25 protein-coding genes are annotated in these 24419 nt (G+C 33.0%); 9 read left to right on the plus strand and 16 right to left on the minus strand.

The genetic code is table 11. The annotated features are described in order from the left end of the window. Nucleotides 1-17: 17 nt before the first annotated feature. The gene (locus tag OA93_RS01210; protein ID WP_039111257.1) at nt 18-929 is read right to left on the minus strand and encodes an AEC family transporter; all 912 of its coding nucleotides are present in this window, start codon (nt 927-929) and stop codon (nt 18-20) included. A 115-nt stretch (nt 930-1044) separates the two neighbouring features. On the opposite strand from OA93_RS01210, the gene OA93_RS01215 reads away from it, so the two are divergent. The 3 genes from OA93_RS01215 to meaB all read left to right on the plus strand — a co-directional run bounded on the left by OA93_RS01215 (nt 1045) and on the right by meaB (nt 3373). Continuing rightward, the gene (locus OA93_RS01215; protein ID WP_039111258.1) at nt 1045-1452 is read left to right on the plus strand and encodes an Rrf2 family transcriptional regulator; all 408 of its coding nucleotides are present in this window, start codon (nt 1045-1047) and stop codon (nt 1450-1452) included. Between the two features lie 55 nt (nt 1453-1507). Continuing rightward, a complete protein-coding gene (locus OA93_RS01220) occupies nt 1508-2149 on the plus strand; it encodes an NAD(P)H-binding protein (RefSeq protein WP_039111259.1) in 642 nt (213 codons plus the stop codon). A gap of 105 nt (nt 2150-2254) precedes the next feature. Then, nucleotides 2255-3373, plus strand: a complete 1119-nt coding sequence (gene meaB, locus OA93_RS01225; protein WP_052259333.1) for a methylmalonyl Co-A mutase-associated GTPase MeaB — start codon at nt 2255-2257, stop codon at nt 3371-3373. Nucleotides 3374-3411: 38 nt separating this feature from the next. On the opposite strand, the gene OA93_RS01230 is transcribed toward meaB, so the two are convergent. Genes OA93_RS01230 through OA93_RS01240 form a run of 3 tightly spaced genes read right to left on the minus strand, consistent with a single transcriptional unit; the run spans nt 3412 to nt 7052 of the window. Continuing rightward, nucleotides 3412-5355 carry an LTA synthase family protein gene (locus OA93_RS01230; RefSeq protein ID WP_039111260.1) on the minus strand — a complete coding sequence of 648 codons (1944 nt, stop codon included), beginning with the start codon at nt 5353-5355 and terminating at the stop codon, nt 3412-3414. Nucleotides 5356-5411: 56 nt separating this feature from the next. Beyond that, nucleotides 5412-5639 carry a hypothetical protein gene (locus tag OA93_RS01235; protein ID WP_039111261.1) on the minus strand — a complete coding sequence of 76 codons (228 nt, stop codon included), beginning with the start codon at nt 5637-5639 and terminating at the stop codon, nt 5412-5414. Nucleotides 5640-5666: 27 nt separating this feature from the next. Then, on the minus strand, nt 5667-7052 hold the full coding sequence (locus OA93_RS01240; RefSeq protein WP_039111263.1) for an MATE family efflux transporter: 1386 nt from the start codon (nt 7050-7052) through the stop codon (nt 5667-5669). 194 nt (nt 7053-7246) lie between these two features. Here OA93_RS01240 and OA93_RS01245 point away from each other — a divergent pair, with 194 nt between their 5' ends. Further along, a complete protein-coding gene (locus tag OA93_RS01245; RefSeq protein WP_039111264.1) occupies nt 7247-7759 on the plus strand; it encodes a hypothetical protein in 513 nt (170 codons plus the stop codon). A 172-nt stretch (nt 7760-7931) separates the two neighbouring features. Further along, complete coding sequence (locus tag OA93_RS01250) at nt 7932-8867, plus strand: DUF6268 family outer membrane beta-barrel protein (protein ID WP_039111266.1); 936 nt, start codon at nt 7932-7934, stop codon at nt 8865-8867. Between the two features lie 2 nt (nt 8868-8869). Here OA93_RS01250 and OA93_RS01255 read toward each other — a convergent pair whose 3' ends face one another. The 10 genes from OA93_RS01255 to OA93_RS01290 all read right to left on the minus strand — a co-directional run bounded on the left by OA93_RS01255 (nt 8870) and on the right by OA93_RS01290 (nt 18221). Beyond that, nucleotides 8870-9583 carry a LytTR family DNA-binding domain-containing protein gene (locus OA93_RS01255; RefSeq protein WP_039111268.1) on the minus strand — a complete coding sequence of 238 codons (714 nt, stop codon included), beginning with the start codon at nt 9581-9583 and terminating at the stop codon, nt 8870-8872. Between the two features lie 332 nt (nt 9584-9915). Continuing rightward, the gene (locus OA93_RS01260) at nt 9916-10968 is read right to left on the minus strand and encodes a histidine kinase (protein WP_039111270.1); all 1053 of its coding nucleotides are present in this window, start codon (nt 10966-10968) and stop codon (nt 9916-9918) included. Between the two features lie 122 nt (nt 10969-11090). Beyond that, the gene (locus OA93_RS01265) at nt 11091-11690 is read right to left on the minus strand and encodes a porin family protein (RefSeq protein WP_039111272.1); all 600 of its coding nucleotides are present in this window, start codon (nt 11688-11690) and stop codon (nt 11091-11093) included. 219 nt (nt 11691-11909) lie between these two features. After that, nucleotides 11910-13691: a cytochrome c peroxidase gene (locus OA93_RS01270; RefSeq protein WP_039111273.1), complete on the minus strand. Its 1782-nt coding sequence runs from the start codon at nt 13689-13691 to the stop codon at nt 11910-11912. Nucleotides 13692-13787: 96 nt separating this feature from the next. Beyond that, nucleotides 13788-15245, minus strand: coding sequence for a hypothetical protein (locus OA93_RS01275; RefSeq protein WP_117615791.1), 1458 nt, complete (start codon nt 15243-15245; stop codon nt 13788-13790). Nucleotides 15246-15578: 333 nt separating this feature from the next. Next, nucleotides 15579-15821, minus strand: a complete 243-nt coding sequence (locus tag OA93_RS24915) for a hypothetical protein (protein WP_131474440.1) — start codon at nt 15819-15821, stop codon at nt 15579-15581. Between the two features lie 60 nt (nt 15822-15881). Then, nucleotides 15882-16067 (minus strand): hypothetical protein, encoded by a 186-nt coding sequence (locus OA93_RS24920; protein WP_131474441.1) that lies wholly within the window; start codon nt 16065-16067, stop codon nt 15882-15884. Continuing rightward, nucleotides 16042-16443, minus strand: a complete 402-nt coding sequence (locus tag OA93_RS01280) for a hypothetical protein (protein ID WP_039111275.1) — start codon at nt 16441-16443, stop codon at nt 16042-16044. Before OA93_RS01280 ends, OA93_RS24920 begins: the two co-directional genes overlap by 26 nt. A gap of 6 nt (nt 16444-16449) precedes the next feature. Next, entirely contained in the window at nt 16450-17190 is a 741-nt protein-coding gene (locus tag OA93_RS01285) for a hypothetical protein (RefSeq protein ID WP_039111276.1), read from the minus strand. Nucleotides 17191-17339: 149 nt separating this feature from the next. Beyond that, nucleotides 17340-18221: a phosphate--nucleotide phosphotransferase gene (locus OA93_RS01290; protein ID WP_039111278.1), complete on the minus strand. Its 882-nt coding sequence runs from the start codon at nt 18219-18221 to the stop codon at nt 17340-17342. A 209-nt stretch (nt 18222-18430) separates the two neighbouring features. Here OA93_RS01290 and OA93_RS01295 point away from each other — a divergent pair, with 209 nt between their 5' ends. Both OA93_RS01295 and OA93_RS01300 read left to right on the plus strand, forming a co-directional pair. After that, nucleotides 18431-19264, plus strand: a complete 834-nt coding sequence (locus tag OA93_RS01295) for a hypothetical protein (RefSeq protein WP_039111279.1) — start codon at nt 18431-18433, stop codon at nt 19262-19264. Nucleotide 19265: 1 nt separating this feature from the next. After that, on the plus strand, nt 19266-19853 hold the full coding sequence (locus OA93_RS01300) for a phospholipid scramblase-related protein (protein ID WP_039111280.1): 588 nt from the start codon (nt 19266-19268) through the stop codon (nt 19851-19853). A gap of 64 nt (nt 19854-19917) precedes the next feature. Here OA93_RS01300 and OA93_RS01305 read toward each other — a convergent pair whose 3' ends face one another. Continuing rightward, nucleotides 19918-20763: a L,D-transpeptidase gene (locus OA93_RS01305; protein WP_039111282.1), complete on the minus strand. Its 846-nt coding sequence runs from the start codon at nt 20761-20763 to the stop codon at nt 19918-19920. Nucleotides 20764-21017: 254 nt separating this feature from the next. On the opposite strand from OA93_RS01305, the gene OA93_RS01310 reads away from it, so the two are divergent. Then, on the plus strand, nt 21018-21734 hold the full coding sequence (locus OA93_RS01310; RefSeq protein ID WP_039111283.1) for a 3-ketoacyl-ACP reductase: 717 nt from the start codon (nt 21018-21020) through the stop codon (nt 21732-21734). Between the two features lie 179 nt (nt 21735-21913). Here OA93_RS01310 and mtaB read toward each other — a convergent pair whose 3' ends face one another. Then, nucleotides 21914-23248, minus strand: a complete 1335-nt coding sequence (gene mtaB, locus OA93_RS01315) for a tRNA (N(6)-L-threonylcarbamoyladenosine(37)-C(2))-methylthiotransferase MtaB (protein ID WP_039111284.1) — start codon at nt 23246-23248, stop codon at nt 21914-21916. Nucleotides 23249-23889: 641 nt separating this feature from the next. On the opposite strand from mtaB, the gene OA93_RS01320 reads away from it, so the two are divergent. Next, the gene (locus tag OA93_RS01320; RefSeq protein WP_039111285.1) at nt 23890-24408 is read left to right on the plus strand and encodes a hypothetical protein; all 519 of its coding nucleotides are present in this window, start codon (nt 23890-23892) and stop codon (nt 24406-24408) included. Nucleotides 24409-24419: the final 11 nt, after the last annotated feature.

The following is a 24419-nucleotide window of genomic DNA, read 5'->3' on the forward strand; positions in this document are numbered from 1 at the left end:
AAAAATTAATATATAAACTAAATAAAACTCATAATAAAATACCAAACAATAAGCGTGATGAACGAAATTGGGATTCCAAAACCAATCATCATACTACTTAACCGGGGTTTTAAACCGTAGGTTGAAGCCAAAATACTTCCTGTAATCATAGGTGCCATAGCCATTTCCATAATTGTGACTTTAATTACTGAGGAATTTTGCTTTAGGATAAAAACATACAATACCAAAAATAATAGTGGTGTGATAATGAGCTTAAAAACTAATCCTAAGGTTAAAAACTTCCAATGTTTACTATTCTTTTCAAAACGAAGTTGCAACCCAACAGAAAGTAATGCAAGCGGCGTAACCAAACTACCTAACTTTTGAAATCCAATCTGGAGGTTTTCATCAAAATCATAATTAAAAACGTTCATAAGACAGGCTATAACAAAGGTGATGAAAGGCGGAAAAGTCAATATCTTCTTTGCAATTGCGAGTGAATTAGGACTTCCTTTAGAATAAAATGCCGCAACAAAAACACCCAATGTCGAAATTACCACAAATGATCCTGGCTGATCTACCAAAATTGCAGTTTCCAACCCTGATTTCCCATATAAAGCCTCTATTATAGGAAAACCAAGAAATGAGGTATTACTTAATCCTGCGGTGAGAATTAAGCATCCTATTAACTTATTTGACCAACCATACTTTTTACCTAATATAGAAAAAAGAAGAAATGCAACTATAAAAGCAATCCATGCCGCACCGATTGGAAATAACAATTCGGTACTCCATTTTATTTTTGGAATAAAATACAACGCCAAAGCTGGAAGACATAAATAAACTACAAGTTTGTTTAACGTTTTGTAGATATGTACTGGGAAACCCTTGATATTTTGCAATATAAGCCCCGCACTAATAAAAACGAAAATTAAAATAAAGTTGCTCATCTTTGAAAAAAAACAAAAATAGCACTTAAAATCTTCTTAAATAGCTTAATTTTAAAGTAAATTATTTTGTCAGTTCAATATAAACCTATAAATTTGTAACATATTTTATTACAGTATGATTTCAGGTAAGTTTGCCATAACAACACATATTCTTACGTTACTCTCTAAATCCCCGAATGATTATTTATCATCGGAATACATTGCGGGTAGTATAAATTTGAATCCTGTTTTGGTACGAAAAGAAATTTCGAACCTGAAAAAAAATCATATTGTAGAAAGCAAGGAAGGCAAAAACGGAGGCACACGATTATTAAAACCTGCATCAGAAATCAGTTTACTTGATATTTTTAAAATGACTTTTGATACCGTAAATCTTGGCTATGCCAAGAATCAGCCTAATCCGGATTGTCCTGTTGGGAAAAAAATAAACGAAAATCTAGACTTATTATATGCTGATATCAACGAGAAAATAAATGCGCAATTAAGCACAATCACGTTAGAAAATTTTTCAAATCAGTTCTAATCTATTTTTTTACACTAAACTGTAACATTTTTTATTACTAATTAAATTATATATTATGAAAATCGCAATTATCGGAGCTACAGGTTTTGTAGGCTCAACTATCTTAAACGAATTAGCAAATCGCAATCATGAAATTACTGCAATAGCAAGAAATCCAAAAGATTCTACTAATGTAAATTGGGTAAAAGCGGACATTTTAAACACACCCGAATTAGCAACTATCCTAAAAGGAAACGATGTTGTAATTAGCGCTTATAATGCTGGCTGGACAAATCCAAATCTTTATGATGATTTTATAGCTGGTTCAAAATCTATTCAGGAAGCAGTAAAACAATCGGGAGTAAAACGTTTTATTACGATTGGTGGTGCTGGTAGCTTATTTGTAGCTCCAAATTTACAAGCTGTAGATACGCCAGATTTTCCAAAAGAATACCACGCAGGTGCATCGGCTGCAAGAGATTATTTAAACATCCTTAAAGAAGAAAAAGATTTGGATTGGGCATTTTTTAGTCCAGCTTTTGAAATGCATCCCGGAATTACAACAGGAAGAACTGCTAAATATCGTTTAGGATTAGACAATCCTGTTTTTGATGAAAACCAAAGAAGTATTTTATCTGTAGAAGATTTGGCAGTAGTAATTGCCGATGAAGCAGAAACTCCAAAACATCATCAGGTCCGTTTTACTGCAGCGTATTAATTTGCAACTACAAAACAAATTCACAAAAAACAGTTTCGAAAGCACTTTTCTACTTTTGAAACTGTTTTTGTTTTGATTACTTTTACCTTTTAAAAAGCAAAGAGTTTGTCAGCACATAAAAAACAAAAAAGCAGTTTAAATGAAAAGCCTGGAATTTCGCAACCTGAAATTACCAGCGGAACTTCAATTGAGCAAATTCAGCGTTTTAGACGAATTCAACCTTCTGCACAAGAATTAGTTTCTGGTATTTTATCTGGAAACATTACTGCACTAAGCAGAGCAATTACTCTTATAGAAAGCACTAATCCGAATCATTTGGCCAAAGCAAATGAAATAATTAATGCCTGTTTGCCTCATGCCAATCAATCGGTTCGAATAGGAATTACTGGTGTTCCCGGAGTTGGAAAAAGTACTTTTATTGAAGCCTTTGGCAAACAACTCACCGGATTAGGAAAAAAACTAGCCGTCTTGGCAGTTGATCCAAGTAGTTCTTTCTCTCACGGAAGTATCTTAGGTGATAAAACCCGAATGGAAGAATTGGTAAAAGACGAAAATGCCTTTATAAGACCTAGTGCATCGGGAGAAACTCTTGGTGGTGTTGCCCGCAAAACAAGGGAGGCAATTATACTTTGTGAAGCGGCTGGATTTGACACCATATTAATAGAAACCGTGGGCGTTGGACAAAGCGAAACCGCCGTTCATAGTATGGTCGATTTTTTCTTATTGCTAAAAATTGCTGGTGCCGGCGATGAACTACAAGGTATAAAAAGAGGTATTATGGAAATGGCTGATGCAATTATCATAAACAAATCCGATGGTGATAACATAAAAAAAGCAAGATTAGCCAAAACTGAATTTAATAGGGCTTTGCATTTATTTCCTCTCAAAAAATCGGGATGGCAACCTACTGTAAATACGTGTAGTGCCATAACTCATGAAGGAATTCCTGAAGTATGGCAAACTATTCTTGATTATTTTGAAATGGCAAAAGCTAGTCTTTATTTTCAAGAAAAAAGAAAAGAACAGAATCAGTTCTGGATGATGGAAACCATCAACGAACAATTAAAAACAAACTTCTACAATCACCCAGAAATCATAGCCGAACTTGATAAAAACAAAAAAGCAGTGCAAAATGATGAAATTTCACCTTTTGCAGCTGCTACTATTTTGTTGGAATTATACAAGGAAGGTACAAAGATTCAAAGCAACAAAGGGACTAAGTAGGAAAACCTATGAACCTTTGCTACTTTGTGGCTTTGAACCTATTTCTTCTTAATATCTCTTAGTTTATACTTATTCTCTTTATATAAATTCCCTGCTGTTACGACATGTGCCAAAGCATCTTTTGCAAGTTCTTCGTCTAGTTTAACAGGAACTAAAGTAGTGTCGTTTTTAATTTCAAACTGCAATGGTTTTAAATTTGGTTGCATGATTACAACCTTATTATCTACTCTAAATGCGTTGATATCGTTAAATTGCATAATCGACCTTCCTTTTACATCTGGTCCTATTTTAGTTAGATTTCTTCCTATCATCGGTGTTTCAAACTGTGAACCTATATAACTTAATAATGTAGGAGGAATATCAATCTGGCTAGCCAATTTATCATATGCTTTACCTTTAGGAACTCCTGGCCCCATGATTAAAGCTGGAATATGAAACTTGTTTATTGGTACTAAATTTTTTCCGTATGTTCTTGTGTTGTGATCTGCAATTACGATAAAGATGGTATTCTTAAAATACGCTTCTTTTTTAGCCATTTCAAAGAACTTCCCAATCGAAAAATCGGCATATTTCATTGCGTTATTAACCGTTGCAGCTTTCTTATCGTATGGTTTAATTCTTCCTTCCGGATACTCGAATGGTTCGTGATTAGAAGTAGAAAACATTAATGAGAAGAACGGTTTATCTCCTTTGGCTTTAAAGTAATTGTTTGCTTTTACAACCAAATCTTCATCCGAATATCCCCAAGTTCCTTTAAATGCATATTTATGTCCATCGGAATCAAAATCTTCCTGATCTACAATATCCTGAAATCCATTTCCGTTAAAAAAGGAAGCCATATTATCAAAATTGGCCATTCCTCCATAAATAAAACTCGTCTCGTATCCTTTTCTTTTTAAAACATCTGCCAAAGTAAAAAATCCTTGTTGTGAGTTTCCTAATTTCACTACACTTTCTGAAGGCGAAGGCAGGAATCCTGTAACAACAGCTTCGATTCCGCGTACGCTACGTGTTCCTGTACAATATAAGTTGGTAAAAAGTAATCCCTCTTTAGAAAGTTTATCAAACTCTGGAGTTAATGGTTTGCCACCTAAAATCCCAACGTACTCTGCTCCTAGACTTTCTTGTAAAAATATAACCAAATTATAAGGTCTTTTTAAAAGTGTATCTGGGTTTTGAATATGAAGAAACGGAATTTCCGGATCGGTAAAATCAGCAGGATTCACTGTCATGTATTTTTTTACACGAGCAATTGCTTCTGCTTCTTCCATTTTACCATACATCTTAGTATTTCCTTCATTCTTGATAGAATAAGCTGCAAAAGCAACTGTGTAAAATGAATTTAATCCTAAACAGTTTGTTAACTGATCTGTAGAAAAAACGGCATTACTTGCATTTATTGGTCGCTTTGAAGTAAGACTTGAACGTGCTCCAAAAAACAACAGAAAGGCTACAAATGGAAACGCAATTAATTTGATTTTATAATTGGCTGGATGTGTATGAAAATATTTCTTCCCTTTTTTGAAAGCAAAATATATTACAACTCCTAAAATTAAAAAGGTAACAATTATAGAAACCAAATAACTTTTAAGAAGCATTCCTACTACTTCTCTTGGGTATATTAAATAATCTAAAAAGATTTTGTTCGGACGTGTATCGTATTGTTTTACAAAATCTGGCGTTGCTAATTCTACAAAAAGAATCAGAAACAGGAATAGGAAACTATAAAATACCAGAAATTTGTTTGTGAATTTGATGCAGTTATTAGGCAAAAAAGTCACTAATAATGCAGGTAGAAATGACATATAGCAAAGTAATATCAAATCCATTCGCAAACCTATCGGGAATATGTACCAATAATCCTGAGTCTCAACTACTCGCTCCTTAAATAAAAAAAATAAAAATATTCGACTTAATGTAGTTATCAGTAATCCAATTGCTATAAAATTAAATATAGGTTTTAAAAAAGCGAATTTTTTCATTTAATAAGGAATTTCTAAAGTGTTGAAAAAAATATTTTAAATTAAATTGTGAGCGTTTATTCTTCGTAACGTTTTATTTCACGATCATAAAACTCATTGGCAAGAACAATTAATCCTTCCATTTCGGCATTCAATTCGCCTTCGTCAAGATCTTCAGCTTCTTCCATAAATTCAACCTCATCATCTTTTAAATTGATGATAAACCTTGGGTAATCAAGATGTATAATGAAGATATCTTCTGGGAAATCAGTATTGTCGCCGAGTAAAAATTTAGGTAATTCCATTTTTATTTTAGATTTTATGTGTCAAATTTAAGAATTTGAAACTGAATTATTGATTAATTTTTTTGTGAGGTAATGAAAACGAATATACAAAAATATAGCTGCTGCTGTTAGTCCGGCCAAAAGACCTATCCAAACACCTTCTGCTTTTAACTCTGTGTATTCGGCTAAATAGTATGAAATAGGAAATCCTATAATCCAATAAGCTACAAATGTAATATACATAGGTACTTTTACATCTTGCAATCCGCGTAAAGCACCTAAAACAACAACCTGAATTCCGTCAGAAATTTGGAAAACTGCTGCTATTAAAAGTAATTTTGATGCAATACTTATTACTTCGTTATTGTCTAAAAGTTGTCCTCCGTTTTCCATATTCAAAAAGATATGCGGTAAGAAATCGTGGAAAGCTATAAATAGAATCGCAAAAACAGTTTCGATTATAATTGCAAGTAAAAAGATGGAACGTGCAACTACAACTAGGTTTTTAAAATCATTTAATCCTCGCTGATTACTAACTCTAATCATCGAAGTAACGCTTAATCCCATGGCAAACATAAAAGTCATTGAGGCCAAACTTAAGGCAATTTGGTTTGCTGCCTGGCTGGTTTTACCAATATTACCACAAAGCCAGATTGATGCTGTAAACAACACTACTTCAAAAAGCATTTGCATCGCTGAAGGAAATCCTATGCTTATAATTTTTTTAATAGTTTCTTTTTTGATTTCTGAAAAACTAAAATTCTGAAAATGATGCTTTAATTCTTCTCTCCTAGATATCATAATATGCATGAACATTACTAAGAATATCCTTGAAATTACTGTTCCAAGTGCTGCTCCAACAATTCCCATTTTAGGAAAAATCCAGATACCATATATCAATAGATAATTTATACCAACGTGTAATACATTTGCCATAACCATAGCATACATAGAATATTTTGTAAGCGAAAGTCCATCGGCAAATTGCTTATATCCCTGATACATGATTAGGGGAATCAATGAAAAAGCTACCCAATCAAGATACGGTTTTGCAAGTGCAATTACATCGGCTGGTTGCTCTAGTAATTCCATTATTGGCTTTGCCAAAACAATTACTCCAAAAAGCATTAATCCTAAAATAGTACACAAGAATAATCCGTGATGAAATGCGTTGCGAATTTTTTTGTCATTCTTCTCAGCATCGCCTTCGGCAACTATAGGAGTAATTGCTGTCGAAAACCCGATTCCTAATGACATTGCAATAAAAATCATACTGTTTCCTAATGAAACGGCTGCCAGTTCTGTGCTTCCTAGTTTTCCAACCATAATATTATCGACAATACCTATAAGGGTATGCCCTACCATTCCTAGTATTATGGGGTATGCCAATTTTAAATTATAAGAAAATTCTTTTGTATATTGAGAAAAGTTCACTCTATATTTTTTTAAGTCTGCAAAGATAATTAGAACCTTTCAATTCTTTCCCTATTATTCAATTTATAACCCTATTTATTATTCATTTTATCAGGAACCTCAATATTATATAATAAAAGCTAATAATTATATAACATGCTCCTTGTACCCAAAATATACTTTTACATCATTAATAAACTAAAACATCTGATACTATGAAAAAGGGATTCAACTTAAAAATGCTATTAATTGCAGTTTTTGCAATTATATACACATCTGCAACGGCACAAAGCACCGAAATAAAAAACTATGACCAAGGTTTCCGTTTAGGTTTTGGTTTAAATGGTGGTATTCCAACAAATAAAGTATATAGCTGGTCGTTGGGTGGAGATGTTAGGTTACAGTATGATTTGTCTATGAAAACATCATTAACCTTAACAACAGGTTTTACTAATTTGTTTGTTAACAAACAGGATCTAAAAGACATCGGATTCATTCCTGCAAAAGCTGGTTTTAAAGCCTTTGTTTGGGAAGATCAATTTTATGTGTTAGGAGAAGTTGGTGCTGGTTTTGCAGTGACAAACGGATACAATGACACCACTTTTTTATGGGCTCCAGGAATTGGGTATGCTAATAAATATGTTGACATAAGTGTGCGATATGAAGATTACACAAAATTTAATACCAATCAGGTTGCATTGCGATTGGCATACGGGTTTAGATTGTAAACCAAAATATAAAACATTCATAAGAAGCCTTTCGAAAGAGAGGCTTTTTTAGTTATATACAATTTGACATACATCATATTTTACCATTGGTCAACAGATAATAACCATTAGTCAAACGTTTTTTTAGGATTGGAGAGGAACATGGTACTTCGTGGAAAATTTAATTTAAATCATGAAAAAATCTGTTTTTTACCTATCACTACTGTTCTTATTTCTATTGATTTCCGTTTCGGTAAGAGCACAATCTGGCATATCTGGAGAAGCCAAAATTGATTATGTTCCTTTTTCTAATTACGTTCGACCAATAGACAGTTCTAAAACTGACGCACAGAGCAATTTTAAAAGAGCTCAACTTACTCTGGAGGTTCCCATTTCTTTTAAAATGGACAAATATAATAACCCAAGATTATGGTCGATTGGAGTTCAGGGAGCTTATGCTAAAATGGAAAATAAAAATTATGACATCCCTTCTCTCCCAGAAGCATTACCAAATGGATTTCCTACAGAGATTTTAAATGCACAAATCGGAGTCAAGCACTTACGATCAATTTCTCAATCATGGTCTTTATTAGCAATGGCTTCGGTAGGTATTTATACCGATATGGAAGAAATTAATAAAGATGATGTGTTGATTCAAGGAGGTGTTCTTTTCATTAAACAATTCAATCCAAATTTAGCACTTGGTTTAGGGCCTGTCCTTACTAATAGTTTTGGTGTTCCGATGGTACTTCCTGGAATTTATTTTAATTGGGAATCACGAGGTGCTTTTCACTTTAAAGTTAATTTCCCAGAAGGACTGGAATTAGGCTACCGAATGTCTGACAATTTTGACCTAAAAGCTGTTTTGGAGTTAGGCGGAATGACAGCAGAAACCAACGTAGGCGGCAAATCGATATTATTGGGATATCAACAAATTATTGCTGGTATAAAACCTCAAATAAAACTGGGCAAGCACTGGATATTTGAACCTACTGTGGGATCAACTCTCGTTCGTTCGTTCTCGACTAATAACCGAAAAATAAAAGATATATTTAAAGAAAAAGATTTAGCCGACCCAAGATTTACAACTACTTTTTACGGAGCTCTAGCTCTTAAATGGAAGTTTTAAAATTATCGGCTTAACAAATTCTTATATACTACCTCTTTCAATAATGCTTCGCGGCGTGTTCTTGAAATAGGTAGTTCTTGTCCTTTTATAAACAAACGACCTCCAGAAACAGAATCGATGTGGGTAATGTTTACCAAAAAAGATTTATGAATCCTAAAGAAAATTTCAGCTGGAAGCGTTTCTTCTAATGAAATCATGGTTTGATGAATTACAAGAACCTTATCTTTAAAGTGAAGCTTGGCATAATTTTGCATTCCTTCTATATATAAAATATCTACCCAGGAAATCTTTTGGAATCCTTCTTCCTGGCGTACATAAAGATATGGACCTAGTTGTGATTGTTTAGGAGAACCAATCATTTGATGCCATTGTTTTGCTTTTAGAGAAGCTTGATAAAACCGCTGGAATGCTATAGGTTTTAGCAAATAATCGACCACTTGTAAACGGTATCCATCCAGAGCATGCTCCGAATAAGCTGTGGTAAAAATTACCAACGGCGGATTGTCCAAAGACTCCAAGAATTCTAATCCTGAGAGATAAGGCATATTAATATCCAAAAACAACAAGTCTACCTGTTTTTCCTGAATGTACGAAGTGGCTTCTAGTGCCGAAGCACAAGTACCTATTACTTCCAGAAAATCTATCTTAGAAATAAAATCTACAATTCCATTTCTAGCTATAGGCTCATCATCGATTACAAGGCATTTCATAGTCATATCTTATATTTTTTTAATGGTCATTTTATTTAACTCTCTAGAATTTGCACGTAGACTAAACGGTTATATTCTTTACTCAATATTTATTACAATCTATGGCAGAAAATTAACCGCAGAGAACGCAAGGGTTTTCGCAAAGTTCGCAAAGCTGGTTCAACACAAAGCTTTGCGAACTTTGCGTTTTTATAAAACCATCAGTATGTAAAAACTTTGCGCCCTTTGCGGTAAAAAATCTACTTGATGTTGAAATGAGATTTAACCTCTAAGCTCTCAAAGCTGGATTAAACACAAAGCTTTGCGCCCTTTGCGGTAAAAAATCTGCTTGATGTTTATTACTTTAAATCCAAAACAACCTCAACTGTAAAATCCGAATCGGTTTTATTTATTTTTAATTCATGTCGATTTGGGTATTGTATTGCCAGTCTTTTACGCACGTTTTCAAGTCCCAATCCCTGACTTTTAGATGGAATTTTATATTGCTCAGTATAGGAGTTTTCTATTTTAAAAACCAATTGCTTATTCACTTGTTCGCAAGATAAGTGCACATATCCTTTTTGGCTTGGCAATCTCGAAACGTGTTTAAAAGCATTTTCTATTAAAGGAACCAAAAGCAATGGTACAATTTGTAGCTGTCCGTCTTCGATATTCCAATTAGTCTTTACATCTAGCTCATCTCCCCATCGGGTTTTTTCGACCGAAACCAAATCTTTTAGATACTTGATTTCGAGATATAACGCAACATATTCTTTATTACATTCATACAATTGATATCGTAAAATATCCGAAAACTGAATCAATAAGTCTGAAGCTAATTTTACATTGCTTTGCATTAAAATATGTATATGATTAAGCACATTAAACATTAAATGCGGATTAATTTGATCCTGTAAAATCTTTATCTGTGCCTCCAAATGCACTTGCTGCAATTGCGCATGATTTTTTTCGATAACATTATGTTCCTGATAAAATCGAATACCACAAGCTGTACCATTAATTAAAATCGCTGCTGGAATGCTGCCACAAAACCTTGCCCATAAAAAATGAAGCGTAGTCATATTAACCTCATCAGGATATAATCTTGCTCTAAAAGACACATCCGAAAAAGCTGTATATATTAATGCCAAACACAAAGACAAAAGCAAAACTATAAACAAGCCTTGCATTGCAAATAAGCGCATTTTATTTTTACGCAACGCATTAGGAAGTAAAACATCACTGAGGAAATGTGCCAAAAGAATGGAACATAACAAAACCAAAACAACTTGATAAGTAGCATCCAGGAAATCATAATCTTCAATCATTTGCGCCCAAATAGTAGTACCTAGTATACACCAAAAAAAGACTATAAAAATCCAATGGTATTTATCTTTGTTTTTTATTTTCATCTAAAAAAGAATAAGTAATATGAGAAAATTAGTATTCAAAAGTAACTCGATATTTCTAAAAAGAGCAGCAAAGTACCAAAAAGATTCTTTGCTGCTGCTTCTGGGTTAACTATAAAAAGAGGTTATAAAATAAAATATCCGATACTTACATTAAAGGAACTTACTTTGGAGTCAAAGTCTTTGCTTATATTATTTAAGCCGCCTTGATAAGTAAAATCAAGCGTAAACTTCCACATCTCTACTCCTGCTCCAACCTGATATCCGATATTCGACTTATCAAATTTCTTGTATGAATCTTTCAGTTGGTTTAATGATGTAATATTATCATCGATAACATAAGAGTAAACTCCTCCTCCAAAAACTCTCACATTAAGAGCGTCAAGATTTACTACTTTATAACCAATAACCAAGGGAACCTCAATACTTTTCCATTTTACATTTCGTGACCCCATTAAAGAAGTCTTTTCAATTTTAGAAGATTTCTCACTATATAAGATTTCATTTTGAATATAAAACCTTCCTATATCAAATCTTGCCATTGCACCACCAAAATAACCTGATGCATATTTAGAACTAAAGCCATCCGAAACTGGCAATTCTGAATAATTTGCTCCACCTTTTATCCCAATATGAATCGGTAACGGAGATTGAGCATTTGCTTTGCTAGAAATTAAACCTAATAAGAAAAGAGTTGTCAACAATACTAATTTGTAAATTTTCATGATAATAGTTTTTATTAATTTGATGCAAAGGAGCATAAACTATAATCCCTATTAAAATTAGTTTGATGAACAGCATTACTCTTTTGACCAACGGACAGAAATCCTTTTTTTAGCCACAAATTAACACAAATTGTTTTTCTCTAGCTCCATCATCTATCCACCTAGCGTCTTACTTCTTGCTTCTCTCATCTTGCTTCTTGCTTCTTCCAATCTATCATCTTACTTCTTACTCACCAAATACCTCTCATCCGTTAGTGTCTTCATAAAGGCAATTAATTGTTTCTTTTCTTTTTCGGTTAAATTTAGTTTGTCTTCGGGTAACGTTTGGTTAGGAAGGTCAAATCCTAAACCTATACCACCACCATCATTATAAAAATCGACAACCTCTTCGAGTGTATTATAAACCCCATTATGCATATAAGGAGCTGTAAGTTCTATGTTTCTTATTGTAGGTGTCTTAAACGAAAACTTATGAATGGCTGCTTGCGTTAATACAAACTTCCCTAAATCACCATCAAGCGTTTTATTTTTATTTGGTACCCCCAATACTTCACTTTCTGACTTGTCAAAATTTGGAGGAACTGTTCCATTTGTAAGCGGGATAAAATGACACGTAGCGCATTTGGCTTTGCCAGCAAATAAATTAAAACCTGCTTTTTCATCTGCTGTAAATGTTGCTTTATTTTGCATATACCTGTCAAACTTAGAATCGTAATGACTCAAAGAACGAATGTAAGATCCTAAAGCATTTTTTATTTCGAATTCATTTATTTCACCTTTCGGAAATGCCTTTTTAAACTCCTTTACATAGTTTGGATTTTTCTTAATCGCCAATGTAGATTTCTCTAAAGAACCATGCATTTCGTTTTCATTTTTTATAACAGCAACTGCCTGATCTTCTAGATACCCCACTCGGGAATCAGAGAAAAACACCCGCTGAAAAGCAATATTAGCCAGTGTAGGTGTATTACGCTGAATCATCGATTTTCCGTCTAGCGAAACTGCTCGTTCCAAACCATCTGTAAATGCTTTCTCTTCATGATGACACGAAGCACAAGAACGGGTATTGTTTCCAGATAAAATTGGGTCGTTAAATAACTTTTTCCCTAGTGCGATTTTTTCTGGCGTTGTTTTATAATCTGGAAAACCCGAAAATGCTTCCGCATCAAATGCGTCCTTATCAAATATAGTTTGTGCCGTTGGTTTTAAACCTCTAGATTCAGTCATAAACGGAATCCCTAGTTCTGTTTGAGTTTTATAAAGTCCTCTGCTCAACGGATTCGCAATTTCTCTGATAAAAAAAGCACGATCAAAAGCATTGAAATTAGTATTTGCTTTTAAGTATTTCTTTCCTTTTTCAAAAATATCAAGCACTTCTTTGGCATTCGAAACCTTCTTATCCTCTATAAAAACGCGATAATATTTTTCGATAGTTTCTAAAGACACCAATGCTTCGGGAATTGAGTTGAAAACAACAGGCGAGTCAAATCCTGTAATTCCCAAAGTAATAATGCGATACACTTGCAATCGCATGGCGTCAAAAACATGTGCATCGGTTAATTCGTTTGTGCTCGAAACTTTTTCTAAACGAGTTAAATTAGCCGCAAGAACTCCCAGCTCCTGAACCAACTCTTTTTTGCTTTCTGCATTATATTTAGGAAAAACTAACTCTTCGATAACCTGAAATCCTTCGGGTGGAACTGTAATTTTATCATTTTCTTCAAACTCACTTATGGCAGGACCGTTAATCGCTTTAGAAACCGTTGGCGAATAATATTCGCTTATCATTTCAACTTTCTTATAGCTTTGGTGTGCTTCTAGAAACTGCCTCTGGATTTGTGCTTCGGTCGAATCCGATTGAACCGAATATTTAAGCTTGGCAACTTTTTGAATCAATAAAGTAATATCTGCTTTAAACAATTCATTTACTTCCTGATGTTTGTTTTTTTTCTGACAAGCAACAAATGCTATTACAAACAACAAACAATATATTTTTTTCATGATTTAATACCGATTAAAAGAGGAATATTCAGAAAAACAGAAACCACTACCTCAATATGAAGTAGTGGATAGCTGTTTTATAATTACTTAAAAAATTTATCTCGCTAAACCTTTAAGTACTAAGATTTGACTTGCTTGTTTTTCGTTAGGACGATTTGTTCCACCATCAACACCTTTGTATTTATCACCAGTCCAAGTATGTGGCTGTACACTCAACATAAAAGTATCTTCGATACCAACTTGCTCCGAAATATCGATTAAAGCACCATACTCCCAATCTCCAAATTGAGACATTCCACCTACGTTATATTTAGCAGCATCAGCTTGCGTACGACGGTGATCTAACTCCACCACAACTTTTAAATCTTTAGTTGCAATGTTGTATTGATAAATGTAAGCATCATGAGTTTCGTCTCCGTAACCATTAGCATCTTCCTGAACGTAAACAAAGTTTTTAGTTACACAAATGTTATCAGGGTTTTGAAATTTACCAGCAATTCCAGTACGGTTATCACCATCAAGAACAACCTCTAGAGTTCCTTTTAATGGATCTGCAGCATCAAGATTCAATCTATAAACTCTACCGTATTTAGTTCTGGAAGCATCAGCATTAGTTCCAGTAGTATTTTGTCCAGTTACGTTAAAATACAATTCACGATCAGCAGTACCACCACCTTTGCGGTAATCTAAATCCTCAACACGACCAAATTTAATCGCTTTCAATGTATTAACCGATGCATTAATTTGAGCACCAGTAAGTGTAGTATGATTATCGATTTTTACAAAAGAAACAGGATATGATTTACTAACCTCCATATCTTTCTCTCTTTGGTTATCATCATTTCTTTTTAGCATGTATAAAGAACCACTAGATAATTCACCCACAGTATTAGATACATACATAAAAACCTGACCTCCGTAAGTTCCAGAGTCATCATCACCAATTACAACAACTGTTTTACCTTTATAAGCAGATGAACGTAAAGGCAAAGCATTTTCGGCACTTAAACGACCAAAACCTGCCAATTCCTTAGATACTGAAGCTGAACCTGCACTTCCGTTAGGATCTAATGCATGCGTACGAGATTCCTCTCCAGATTCTCCACAAGTTAAATAAACAGGACCAAAACCATGTTCAGCTGGCGTAGCCATTGTGGCGCCACATAATCTCCAAGTTCCTCCGCTAGAGTTTAACAAATATTCTCCTTTAGTAGGCTTAAATGTTTTGTCAAGAGTAATTCTAGAAACTGCAAAATTGTCTTCGTTGTTTACTAAAAAAGTAAAAGTTCCATCGGTATTTTTTAACAAACCAGAACCATCAGCAGAACCTCCAAAAACAAATTTCGGACTATCTGGAAAAACATCATCAGAACCAAAAAGAGAATAGATTTTTAAGTTTTCAAAACCTGCCTTAGCTTTTAACAAACTTGGCGTAACCGATTGGTCTTTTAACACAACACTATTTGTTGCTACTTCCTCTTGATCTTTAGAATCGTTGTTACATGATGTAATCAGTGATCCCAGAATAATTAGGGGTAAAATAATTCTTTTCATTTTAGTTTTAAGTTGGTTTATATTTTTTTGGCAAAGTAAGTCCCCGCTCTTTAACTTAAAATGATTTAGATATTATCAAAAAAACAATAGTTCTACTAAAACACCGCAATAAACTTAAAATTAATTAACATTAAATTAGTAATACAAAACATTCATAAACTTACAGTAACATCAAACCAAAAAAAAGAGCCTTATTTCTAAGACTCGTTTTCTAATTGTTGTTTATAAATTCTGCTATTTTCCTTCATACCCTCAGAGCGATTATGTTCCTTTTGTTTTTTATCTTAATTTAAGCATTAAATCAACTCAAAAATCCATAAAATCTTAAGATTTTCATTTAGAAAAAGTAGTTCTTTTGATGGAGTCTTTTTTAATTTCATTTAGATAAGCATCTATTATCTTTTTCTGCGAATCTACATACTCAGTTTTGTAAACAAGATTAATACTGTCCATTTCTCTTTCTTGTTTAAAAAACTTTGAAGAAATAGCTCTCGTAGTGTAATTCCACATAAGATTCATGTCATAAAAGCATTTATTTCGGACATATATGATTCCGTTTTCTTCAATATAATCCACACGAGAACGGTCCAAAACCCATCTTATGTGCTTATAGTAATTTGGAGAAACTTCATTTGGTTAAGTAAATTTGTAAAGATTATTGTCAAAAAATATTAATTGGCGGATATAGTTTTCTTCTGCCAAAATTACAAGACGAAGTTTTACATATCTATTATCCAAATAATGAGTTGCAGCGATTAAGAATAGCATGATACCTAATATTATAAAATATTTCTTTTCATTTTTCATAATGCGAATCTTCATACTGCTTTCTATAAATTCGATAAAGACTATCTTCTTTTCTTTTAATCTTAAGCCAATCGGCGTCGTTCGTTTTAAGTGTATGATTCCAAATCATTTCTAAATCATTCATGTATTTATACTTAATATAAATCACTCCATTTTTCACAATATAGTCCTGGTGTTCTCGTTCTAAAACAAATTTTATATTCTTATAAAAATTCGGTGGAGTTTCATTTCGCTCTGCAATCCTATAAAAATCATTTTGAAAAATTATTATAGGATGTGGTTCATCTTTTGAAAGTACAGGACGAAGTTCGACATATCTATTATTCCAATAATAATAAGTCCCAAATAAAACAATCAGAACAGCTAATGTTACGTATATCTTCTTTTTCATTTTTTTCTATTTCAATTTAATACTTAAACCTCCTAAAAATCCTGATTGAAAGGTTCTATTAAAACTTTGTTGCCATTGGCTTCTCATATCAAATGGTTTTGCGCCACAATATTTCTCTACCAATAAAGCTTCTGAATCTCCAACGTTTCCAAAACCATAAATGAAAGCATTCGCTCCTTTATGCCAATCGTATCTATCCCACCAAGAATGGACTATCGTACCCGATAACACAAAATTATCTTTCATCTTTGTAATCTTAAAATTACATTCAGAAATTATTGTACTAGTCCCGCATGTATAATACAACTCACCAAAAATCCCTCCCGTGAACATATAATGTAATTTATTATTATAATCTATAAAATCTCCTACCTTAATTAGTGTTTTATCGAAATTTTCATTTTTAAGTCTATCCTCAAAACGTTCAATATTTTCTTCTTCCGCAGCAATAACCTCTCTCTGTTTTCTAAGCCAATTAAAATTGATGTTTTTTGTAAATCCTGAACCGTCTAACCACCATTGCAAACAATCGGCTGCCATATTAAAATTTCTTGCTCTAGATTTTTCAATCATTTTAATATAATTTGCTTTAAGCATCAAGGCTTTCTCTCTTTCGTTCAGTTGCAAATATATGTTTCTTGCCTTTAAACTCCCTGCTTCGCCCCAAAAAGGATCTCCAAAGAGGTTCGTATATTCATAAGGTTTTAAATCGCTTTTTATTCCAAATCCAAAAGTGCTTGTATCCATGATGCTTAATTATTGTAGCTTTTTCACTATTTTAATCAAACATAAGAAAAATTACACAAAACAAGAACTAATAAGAATCTGTTTTCGGTTTTTACAGCAAACCAAATCAGTCAACTTTAACCATCAAACCAAAAAAAAGAGCCTTATTTCTAAGACTCGTTTTCTAATTGTTGTTTATACATTTTAATGTTATCCTTAATACTATCAGGCAGTTCTGGTTCCTTAATGTCAGCATGTTTTTGCATCACTTCCCAAATAATTCTGGCTACAATATAACGTGCCATTTCTTTATCATCTGCAGGAACAACATACCACGGAGCATCTTTGGTCGAAGTTTTATTTATTGCTTCTTCATAATATTGCTGATATTCATCCCAATGACTACGTTCCTTTAAATCCGATACCGAGAATTTCCAATTGTGTTTTTCTTCCTCCAATCTGCGCAATAACCTTTGGCGTTGTTCCTCTTTACTTAAGTGCAAATAAAACTTCAGAACAATAGTTCCGTTTTGGGTAATATGCTTCTCAAAATTATTAATTTGTTCAATTCTGTCCTTCCAGAAATCTTCCGGAATATCCTCTACCTTCTCAATTCCGGGCAAATTCTCATTTAATAAAAATTCAGGATGTACGCGTGTTACCAAAATATTCTCGTAATGCGTACGGTTAAAAATCGCATACTTCCCTTTTTCAGGCAAAGCAAGATAATGTCTCCATAAATAGTCATGCTCCAACTCAGCCGAAGTAGGCGTTTTAAAACTATGAACCACAACACCACGCGGATTAAATTCCTTAAAAACCTCACGAATCAAACTATCCTTCCCCGAAGTATCCATTCCTTGTAAACAAATCAAAACGCCGTACCTATTATGTGCATACATCACATCTTGTAGTTTACTCAATTTGGCCTGAACCTTATCCAGCTTCACTTCCTTCTCTTTCTCATCGGCATCTATATCCAACAAAGTCGGGATTTTTGATAATTTTATTTTATCAACAACTTTAAAATTTTTCGGGTCAATTGATTTCATAATTCCTCGTTTTAATTAAAGTAAATATACTATTTTTGGTCAGCTTTTTCCCGCTTTGCATTACAATACTTTTCAGTAAATTGCTTTTTTCTAAAAAGTAACAGGAGCTTCCGCTGGTCGCTCTGTTCCTTCAAGAAAAAACAACAATTTCCTCTCAAAGTATTTTCATTATAATCGGGGCTAAAACAACTACGTTTAAAACAACAATCATGGAAAAATTCACACTCGAAATCCTATTCCAAATCATCGGGATCGGTTCAGCATCAGGACTTATATATCAAGACAATTCATTATATATCATTGGCGATAATAGTGGTTATTTATACGAATACAACATCGATAATTCCGATTTAAAAAAACATGAGATAATTGCAAATCCAACCGAAAATATTGCAAAAAATATAAAACCCGATTTTGAGTCCATCACACATCATAACGATACCTTATATATTTTTGGTTCAGGCTCAACCGACCAAAGAAATAAAATGGTCGAATTTGATGTAAAATCAAAAACCAAAATCACTACAAACAACTTAACCGATTTTTATGCCGTAATGCAAAACTTCTCAGGAATAAAACCCGAAAATTTTAATCTGGAAGGCTCTATTTTTGATGGAGAAAACTGGTACTTATTCAATCGTGGAAACGGAAAAACCAATAAAAACTCCATATTTACCATACACGCCAAAAGTCTGGGAGATGAATTCAGTCTTATATCTGTAGATTATAAACTACCTAAAATAAAAGGAGTTCGCAGCAGTTTTACCGATGCCATACTTGTAGATAATAAAATTTACTTTTTGGCTACAGCCGAAGATACAGAATCAACTTATGCCGATGGAGAGATATTAGGTAGTTTTATTGGTAGAATCGATTTAAAAACCATGAAAATCGACTACACCAAAAAAATTAGTGCAACCAATAAATTTGAAGGACTTACACTTTATAAAAAATCTAACAATCAAATTGAGTTTTTACTTTGCGAAGACAATGATACTGAGCTTTTAGAAACTAAAATTTACAAATTAACCCTAAACAATTAAAATGAACCCTCTTTTAAATCAAAATCTTTTTCTAGTAAAAGAACACGTCGGAATGTTCAAAGCTGCTAATAACTATGACATTTACAATCCCGAAAACAATGAACTAATAATGAATTGCCGAGAAAAAAATCTAGGCTTTTTCACCAAAGTATTACGTTTTACCGATTTTAAAAGAGCAACTCCTTTCGACATCGAAATTGCAACTCCAACTGGAGAAAAAATAATCAATGTAAAACGCGGTGTAGCAATTTTTCGTTCTACTGTAGAAATTTTTGACGAAAAAGAACGCCTAATCGGAACATTCAAGCAAAAATTACTTTCTATTGGAGGAAAATTTGAAATTTTAGACAAAAACGAAAGACCTGTTTGTACACTACAAGGAAAATGGACAGGTTGGGATTTTAAATTTACCAAAGACACAAAAATGCTTGGGCAAGTAAATAAAAAATGGGCTGGAATTGGGAAAGAATTCTTCACTAGTGCCGATAATTATGTACTACAAATAGAAGATTCAGTAGCACAAGACGATAGCGTAAGACAACTTATTCTTGCTGCAGTAATGTGTATCGATATGGTATTAAAAGAATAAAAATCAAAGCCAAATATAGTAAGTCACGAATCTCCATTAAAAAGAAATTCGTGACTTTTTTTTATTATTTGTTATTTTGATATCCTTCCCTATTCTTCTGTTCAGTCAAAATCTTTTCCAGAAAAGGCGTTGTTTGTTTTTCTATCTCTTCTTTCGAAATCTCCAAAGCCAGCGGATCTTTAACTAATTGTAACCAAGGTTTCTTTCCGTCAAAATCATAAGACCCAAAAACAATTACAGGAGTTCCCTTAACCTTTACATTCTCTTCATCAGCCAATACCCATTGATCAGCCCAATCATAAAGATAACGAGCATCTTTTTCCTGAAGTCTCAAGCAAGAATGTGATGCCGGATATCCTGGCAAAGCATATTGATGAAAACCAACACCTTTTTTGTTTTCTATATTAAAATTCCAGCGCAACTCCCACTCATCGTTAAAAGTACTAGTCGTTTTTTCGGCTTTCCAATTGGTATAAAAAAGTCCCGTTGGAGTTGGATCTTTTTTTCTTCCCATATTAGTTTGTCCAGTATAAACTAATTGTCCTTTCTCATAAGCAGCAAATGTTTGCGATGGATACGAAAAGAATATTATCTTATCAATATCTCTCAAATAAGGAACAGTCAGTGGAAACGGAAGATAATTCTCGATTTTTTCATTTAAATCTGATGGAACAATAATAGAATCCATTTTAGCAAAATTTGCTTTGTCAGTACGATTAATAGCTGCAAGATTACCTAATTGTGCATCACTTGCTGTATTAGCCTTCAACCAATCTTTTCTATTCTCGATATGATAAGAAATTGCTGTTGGCTTTTTTCGTATTTCTATTTCTTTAATCTCTGGACTCTCCTTTTTTTTACATGAGAAGGACAGAATTGCTATAGTTAAAATAAGAAGTATCTTTTTCATAATAAATGTGTTTACTACAAATTTGACTTATTAAATAGAGAAAAGCATTACATAATTTTCCCCATATGTTTCTTTATTTAAAGATACCAATAAAAGAAAAAACGAAAACGTAATAGTATTTTAAAAAACAAAAATGCAGTTAATTTTATATTAAGAATCCCTATTAAAAGCCACTTCCAAAGTTGAAAATAAGTATTTTTGTATGACAAACGATTCAAACAAATTGTACTTTATCGTACATTAAAATAACTAATATGAGTAATCTAAAAAATAAAAATGCCCTAATTACAGGTGCAGGAAAAGGAATAGGAAAAGCTGTTGCTATTGCATTAGCAAAAGAAGGAGTAAATGTGATTTTATTGGCTAGAACTCAAGCTGATATTGATCTGGTTGCTACCGAAATAAATGCTCTTGGAGTAAAATCATTAGCAATAACAGCAGATGTATCCGACATTAACTCTGTAAATAAAGCGGTAGAAAAAGCAATAGCCGAGTTTAAAAACATCGATATTTTAATTAATAATGCAGGAATTGCTGCTTTTGGTAATTTCTTAGAATTAGAGCCAGCAGCTTGGGAAAGAATCATCCAGGTAAACTTAATGGGTACCTATTATGTTACTCGTGCCGTTTTACCAAATATGATTGAAAACCAAACAGGAGACATCATCAATATCTCGTCGACTGCAGGATTAAACGGAAATGCATTAACAAGTGCTTATAGCGCGTCTAAATTTGCAGTTCTTGGACTAACAGATTCTTTAATGCAAGAAATGAGAAAACATAATATCCGAGTTACTGCTTTAACCCCAAGTACTGTAGCTACCGATATGGCAAAAGACTTAAAGCTAACAGATGGTAATCCTGAAAAAGTAATGCAATCTGAAGATATCGCAGAACTAATCATTGCTCAACTTAAATTAAACCGTAGAGTTTTTATAAAAAACAGCAGTATTTGGTCTACAAATCCTTAATCAGACCTAACTATTATATACAATAAAACCCCTTGCAAAAGGGGTTTTGTTATTTTATAAAATTTCTATTTTCGTTTATATAAATTTCGACTCTGCTCAATTAGACAAATAAGTTACAATTCATACTTCTAGAATCTCGTAAGTCTTGTCTCTTGCTTCTCCTCAGTCTTTTCTCTCTTTTAAGCTTCTGCTAATTTATTTACAAACTCTAATCGTACACTACCATCTTCATCAATCGTAGTCAGATTTATTTCATGTAACGTATTTACTAATTCAGGATTCCAAGGCGTTTTTACTTTTACGTAATTCTCGGTAAATCCATGAATGTATCCTTCTTTGTTTTCACTTTCAAAAAGCACTGTTTTATTAGCTCCTAATTGACTTTCGTAAAAAGCACGACGCTTTTTAACCGATAATCCGCGTAACATTTTACTACGTTTTGAGCGCACATTTGCAGGAACAACTCCAGCCATATTTACAGCTTCGGTATTATCACGTTCAGAATAAGTAAAAACGTGTAAATAAGATATATCCATTTCGTTTAAGAAATGATAAGTTTCAAGGAAATGTTCATCAGTCTCTCCAGGAAACCCTACAATTACATCTACACCAATACAAGCATGCGGCATAACTTCACGAATTTTGTTCACTCGTTCCGTATATACTTCACGAAGGTAACGACGCTTCATTAACTTCAGGATATCATTACTTCCCGATTGCAACGGAATATGAAAATGAGGAACAAAAGTTCTGCTTTTAGATACAAATTCAATTGTTTCATTCTTAAGTAAGTTTGGTTCAATCGAAGAGATTCTCAAACGCTCAATTCCTTCTACTTTATCCAAAGCCTGAACTAAATCCAGAAAAGTATGTTCGTGTTTTTTATTTCCGAATTCTCCTTTTCCATAATCACCAATATTAACTCCAGTCAGAACAATTTCTTTGATGTTTTGAGATGATATTTCTTTGGCATTTTGCAATACGTTTTCCAAAGCATCACTACGAGAAATTCCTCTTGCAAGTGGGATTGTGCAATAAGTACATTTGTAATCGCAACCATCTTGTACTTTTAAGAAAGCACGGGTTCTATCACCAATTGAGTAACTTCCTACATAAAAATCAGCTTCAGATATTTCGCAAGAATGAACTTCGCCCATATCGTTTTTGCTCAAATCATTGATATAATCTGTGATTTTAAACTTCTCGGTTGCTCCCAGAACCAAATCAACACCATCTACCGATGCTAATTCTTCTGGTTTAAGCTGCGCATAACAACCTACAGCAGCAACAAACGCTTTATCATTAAGTTTCATCGCCTTTTTTACAACCTGCTTAAACTGCTTATCGGCATTATCAGTAACCGAACAGGTGTTGATTACATATATATCAGCAACATCTTCAAAATCGACACGATCGAAACCTTCATCTTGAAAATTTCTAGCAATTGTAGATGTTTCTGAAAAATTCAGTTTACATCCAAGCGTATAAAAAGCAACTTTTTTTCTATTTTCCATGGCAATAAACTACGTTTTAAGTAGTATTTATTATAATTTATCTCTTTTCAAAAGAGTTTGCAAATTTACGTACAATATTCTTCAAAACGAAATCAATAATCAGCTATATATCAATATTTTGCCATGTACCAACATTTACTTCCTTCAAAAAATACTTAAAAACCAATACCGATTTTACTTTTAACCAAAAACAGAACCTAATTTTAAAAAAAATAGAATAAAAGTGTCATTTTGACTCAATGAAACCTCAATTAAGAAAAAAAACTGCAAAATGAAGTTCCAAAAAGAACATAAAAAGTTTTTAAACTACAGACAAATCTTATTTTTACCCATCTTAAATACTTTTTTTAGCATTATTATCTATAAATAAAATTCTCTCAATTAAATGGATATTAACAAGATGCGGGCATTTTTAAAAAATGAATTAAAAAACTAAAGTTTTCCTATTATACGCTTTGTTCGCGTAAATATTCGCCTTAAATTCACACCACGAAAAATGTGGTAAAAACAATACTATTTAACAACAATTGGCGTTAACTATTTTTCATAAAGTTGTTGCAATTCTTTATTGAACACAAAAACATAAATGGGCAAGCCGAAAACCATATAGAGTAGGTATTTAAATTAATTTAAAAAATAAAATGAAAGCATTTTTCCCCACAATCTTATTAATGCTATTAACTATTTTTGGAGCACAGGCACAAACTGCTAGTACAACTACAAATCCGTTTCCTACTATTGCTACACTTACTTCTTGGGCGAGTTATAATTCTCAATCAAAATTTGATATCGAAATCCGTAGTATCGGATTTAAATTTGAAGTAAAATCTGTTGAAGAAGGTTCTACTGCTTTTACCTACATCAGAAAAGTAACTGTAAACGACATTTCTTATACAGACAGAATCGTTTATAGAATTGCAAATGGTAATACAGCAAGTATCATATCATTAGTAACTGCTTCGACTGATTTAGTGTCGTTATACACACCACAATTGTCTACATACAAAAGCAACAACTGTAAAACCGAAATGTCTAAAGATAAAAATACAACTTGTACTTGTTACGAGAATGCTAATTACTCTATTGATGTTTGCGACGAACGTGTAAAACTTACAATGGGAGATGGAAATAAATATTTTATTTCTGTAGCAAAAAAATAAGTTCTATAAAA

This window comes from Flavobacterium sp. KMS (assembly GCF_000813005.1).
GTDB lineage: Bacteria > Bacteroidota > Bacteroidia > Flavobacteriales > Flavobacteriaceae > Flavobacterium.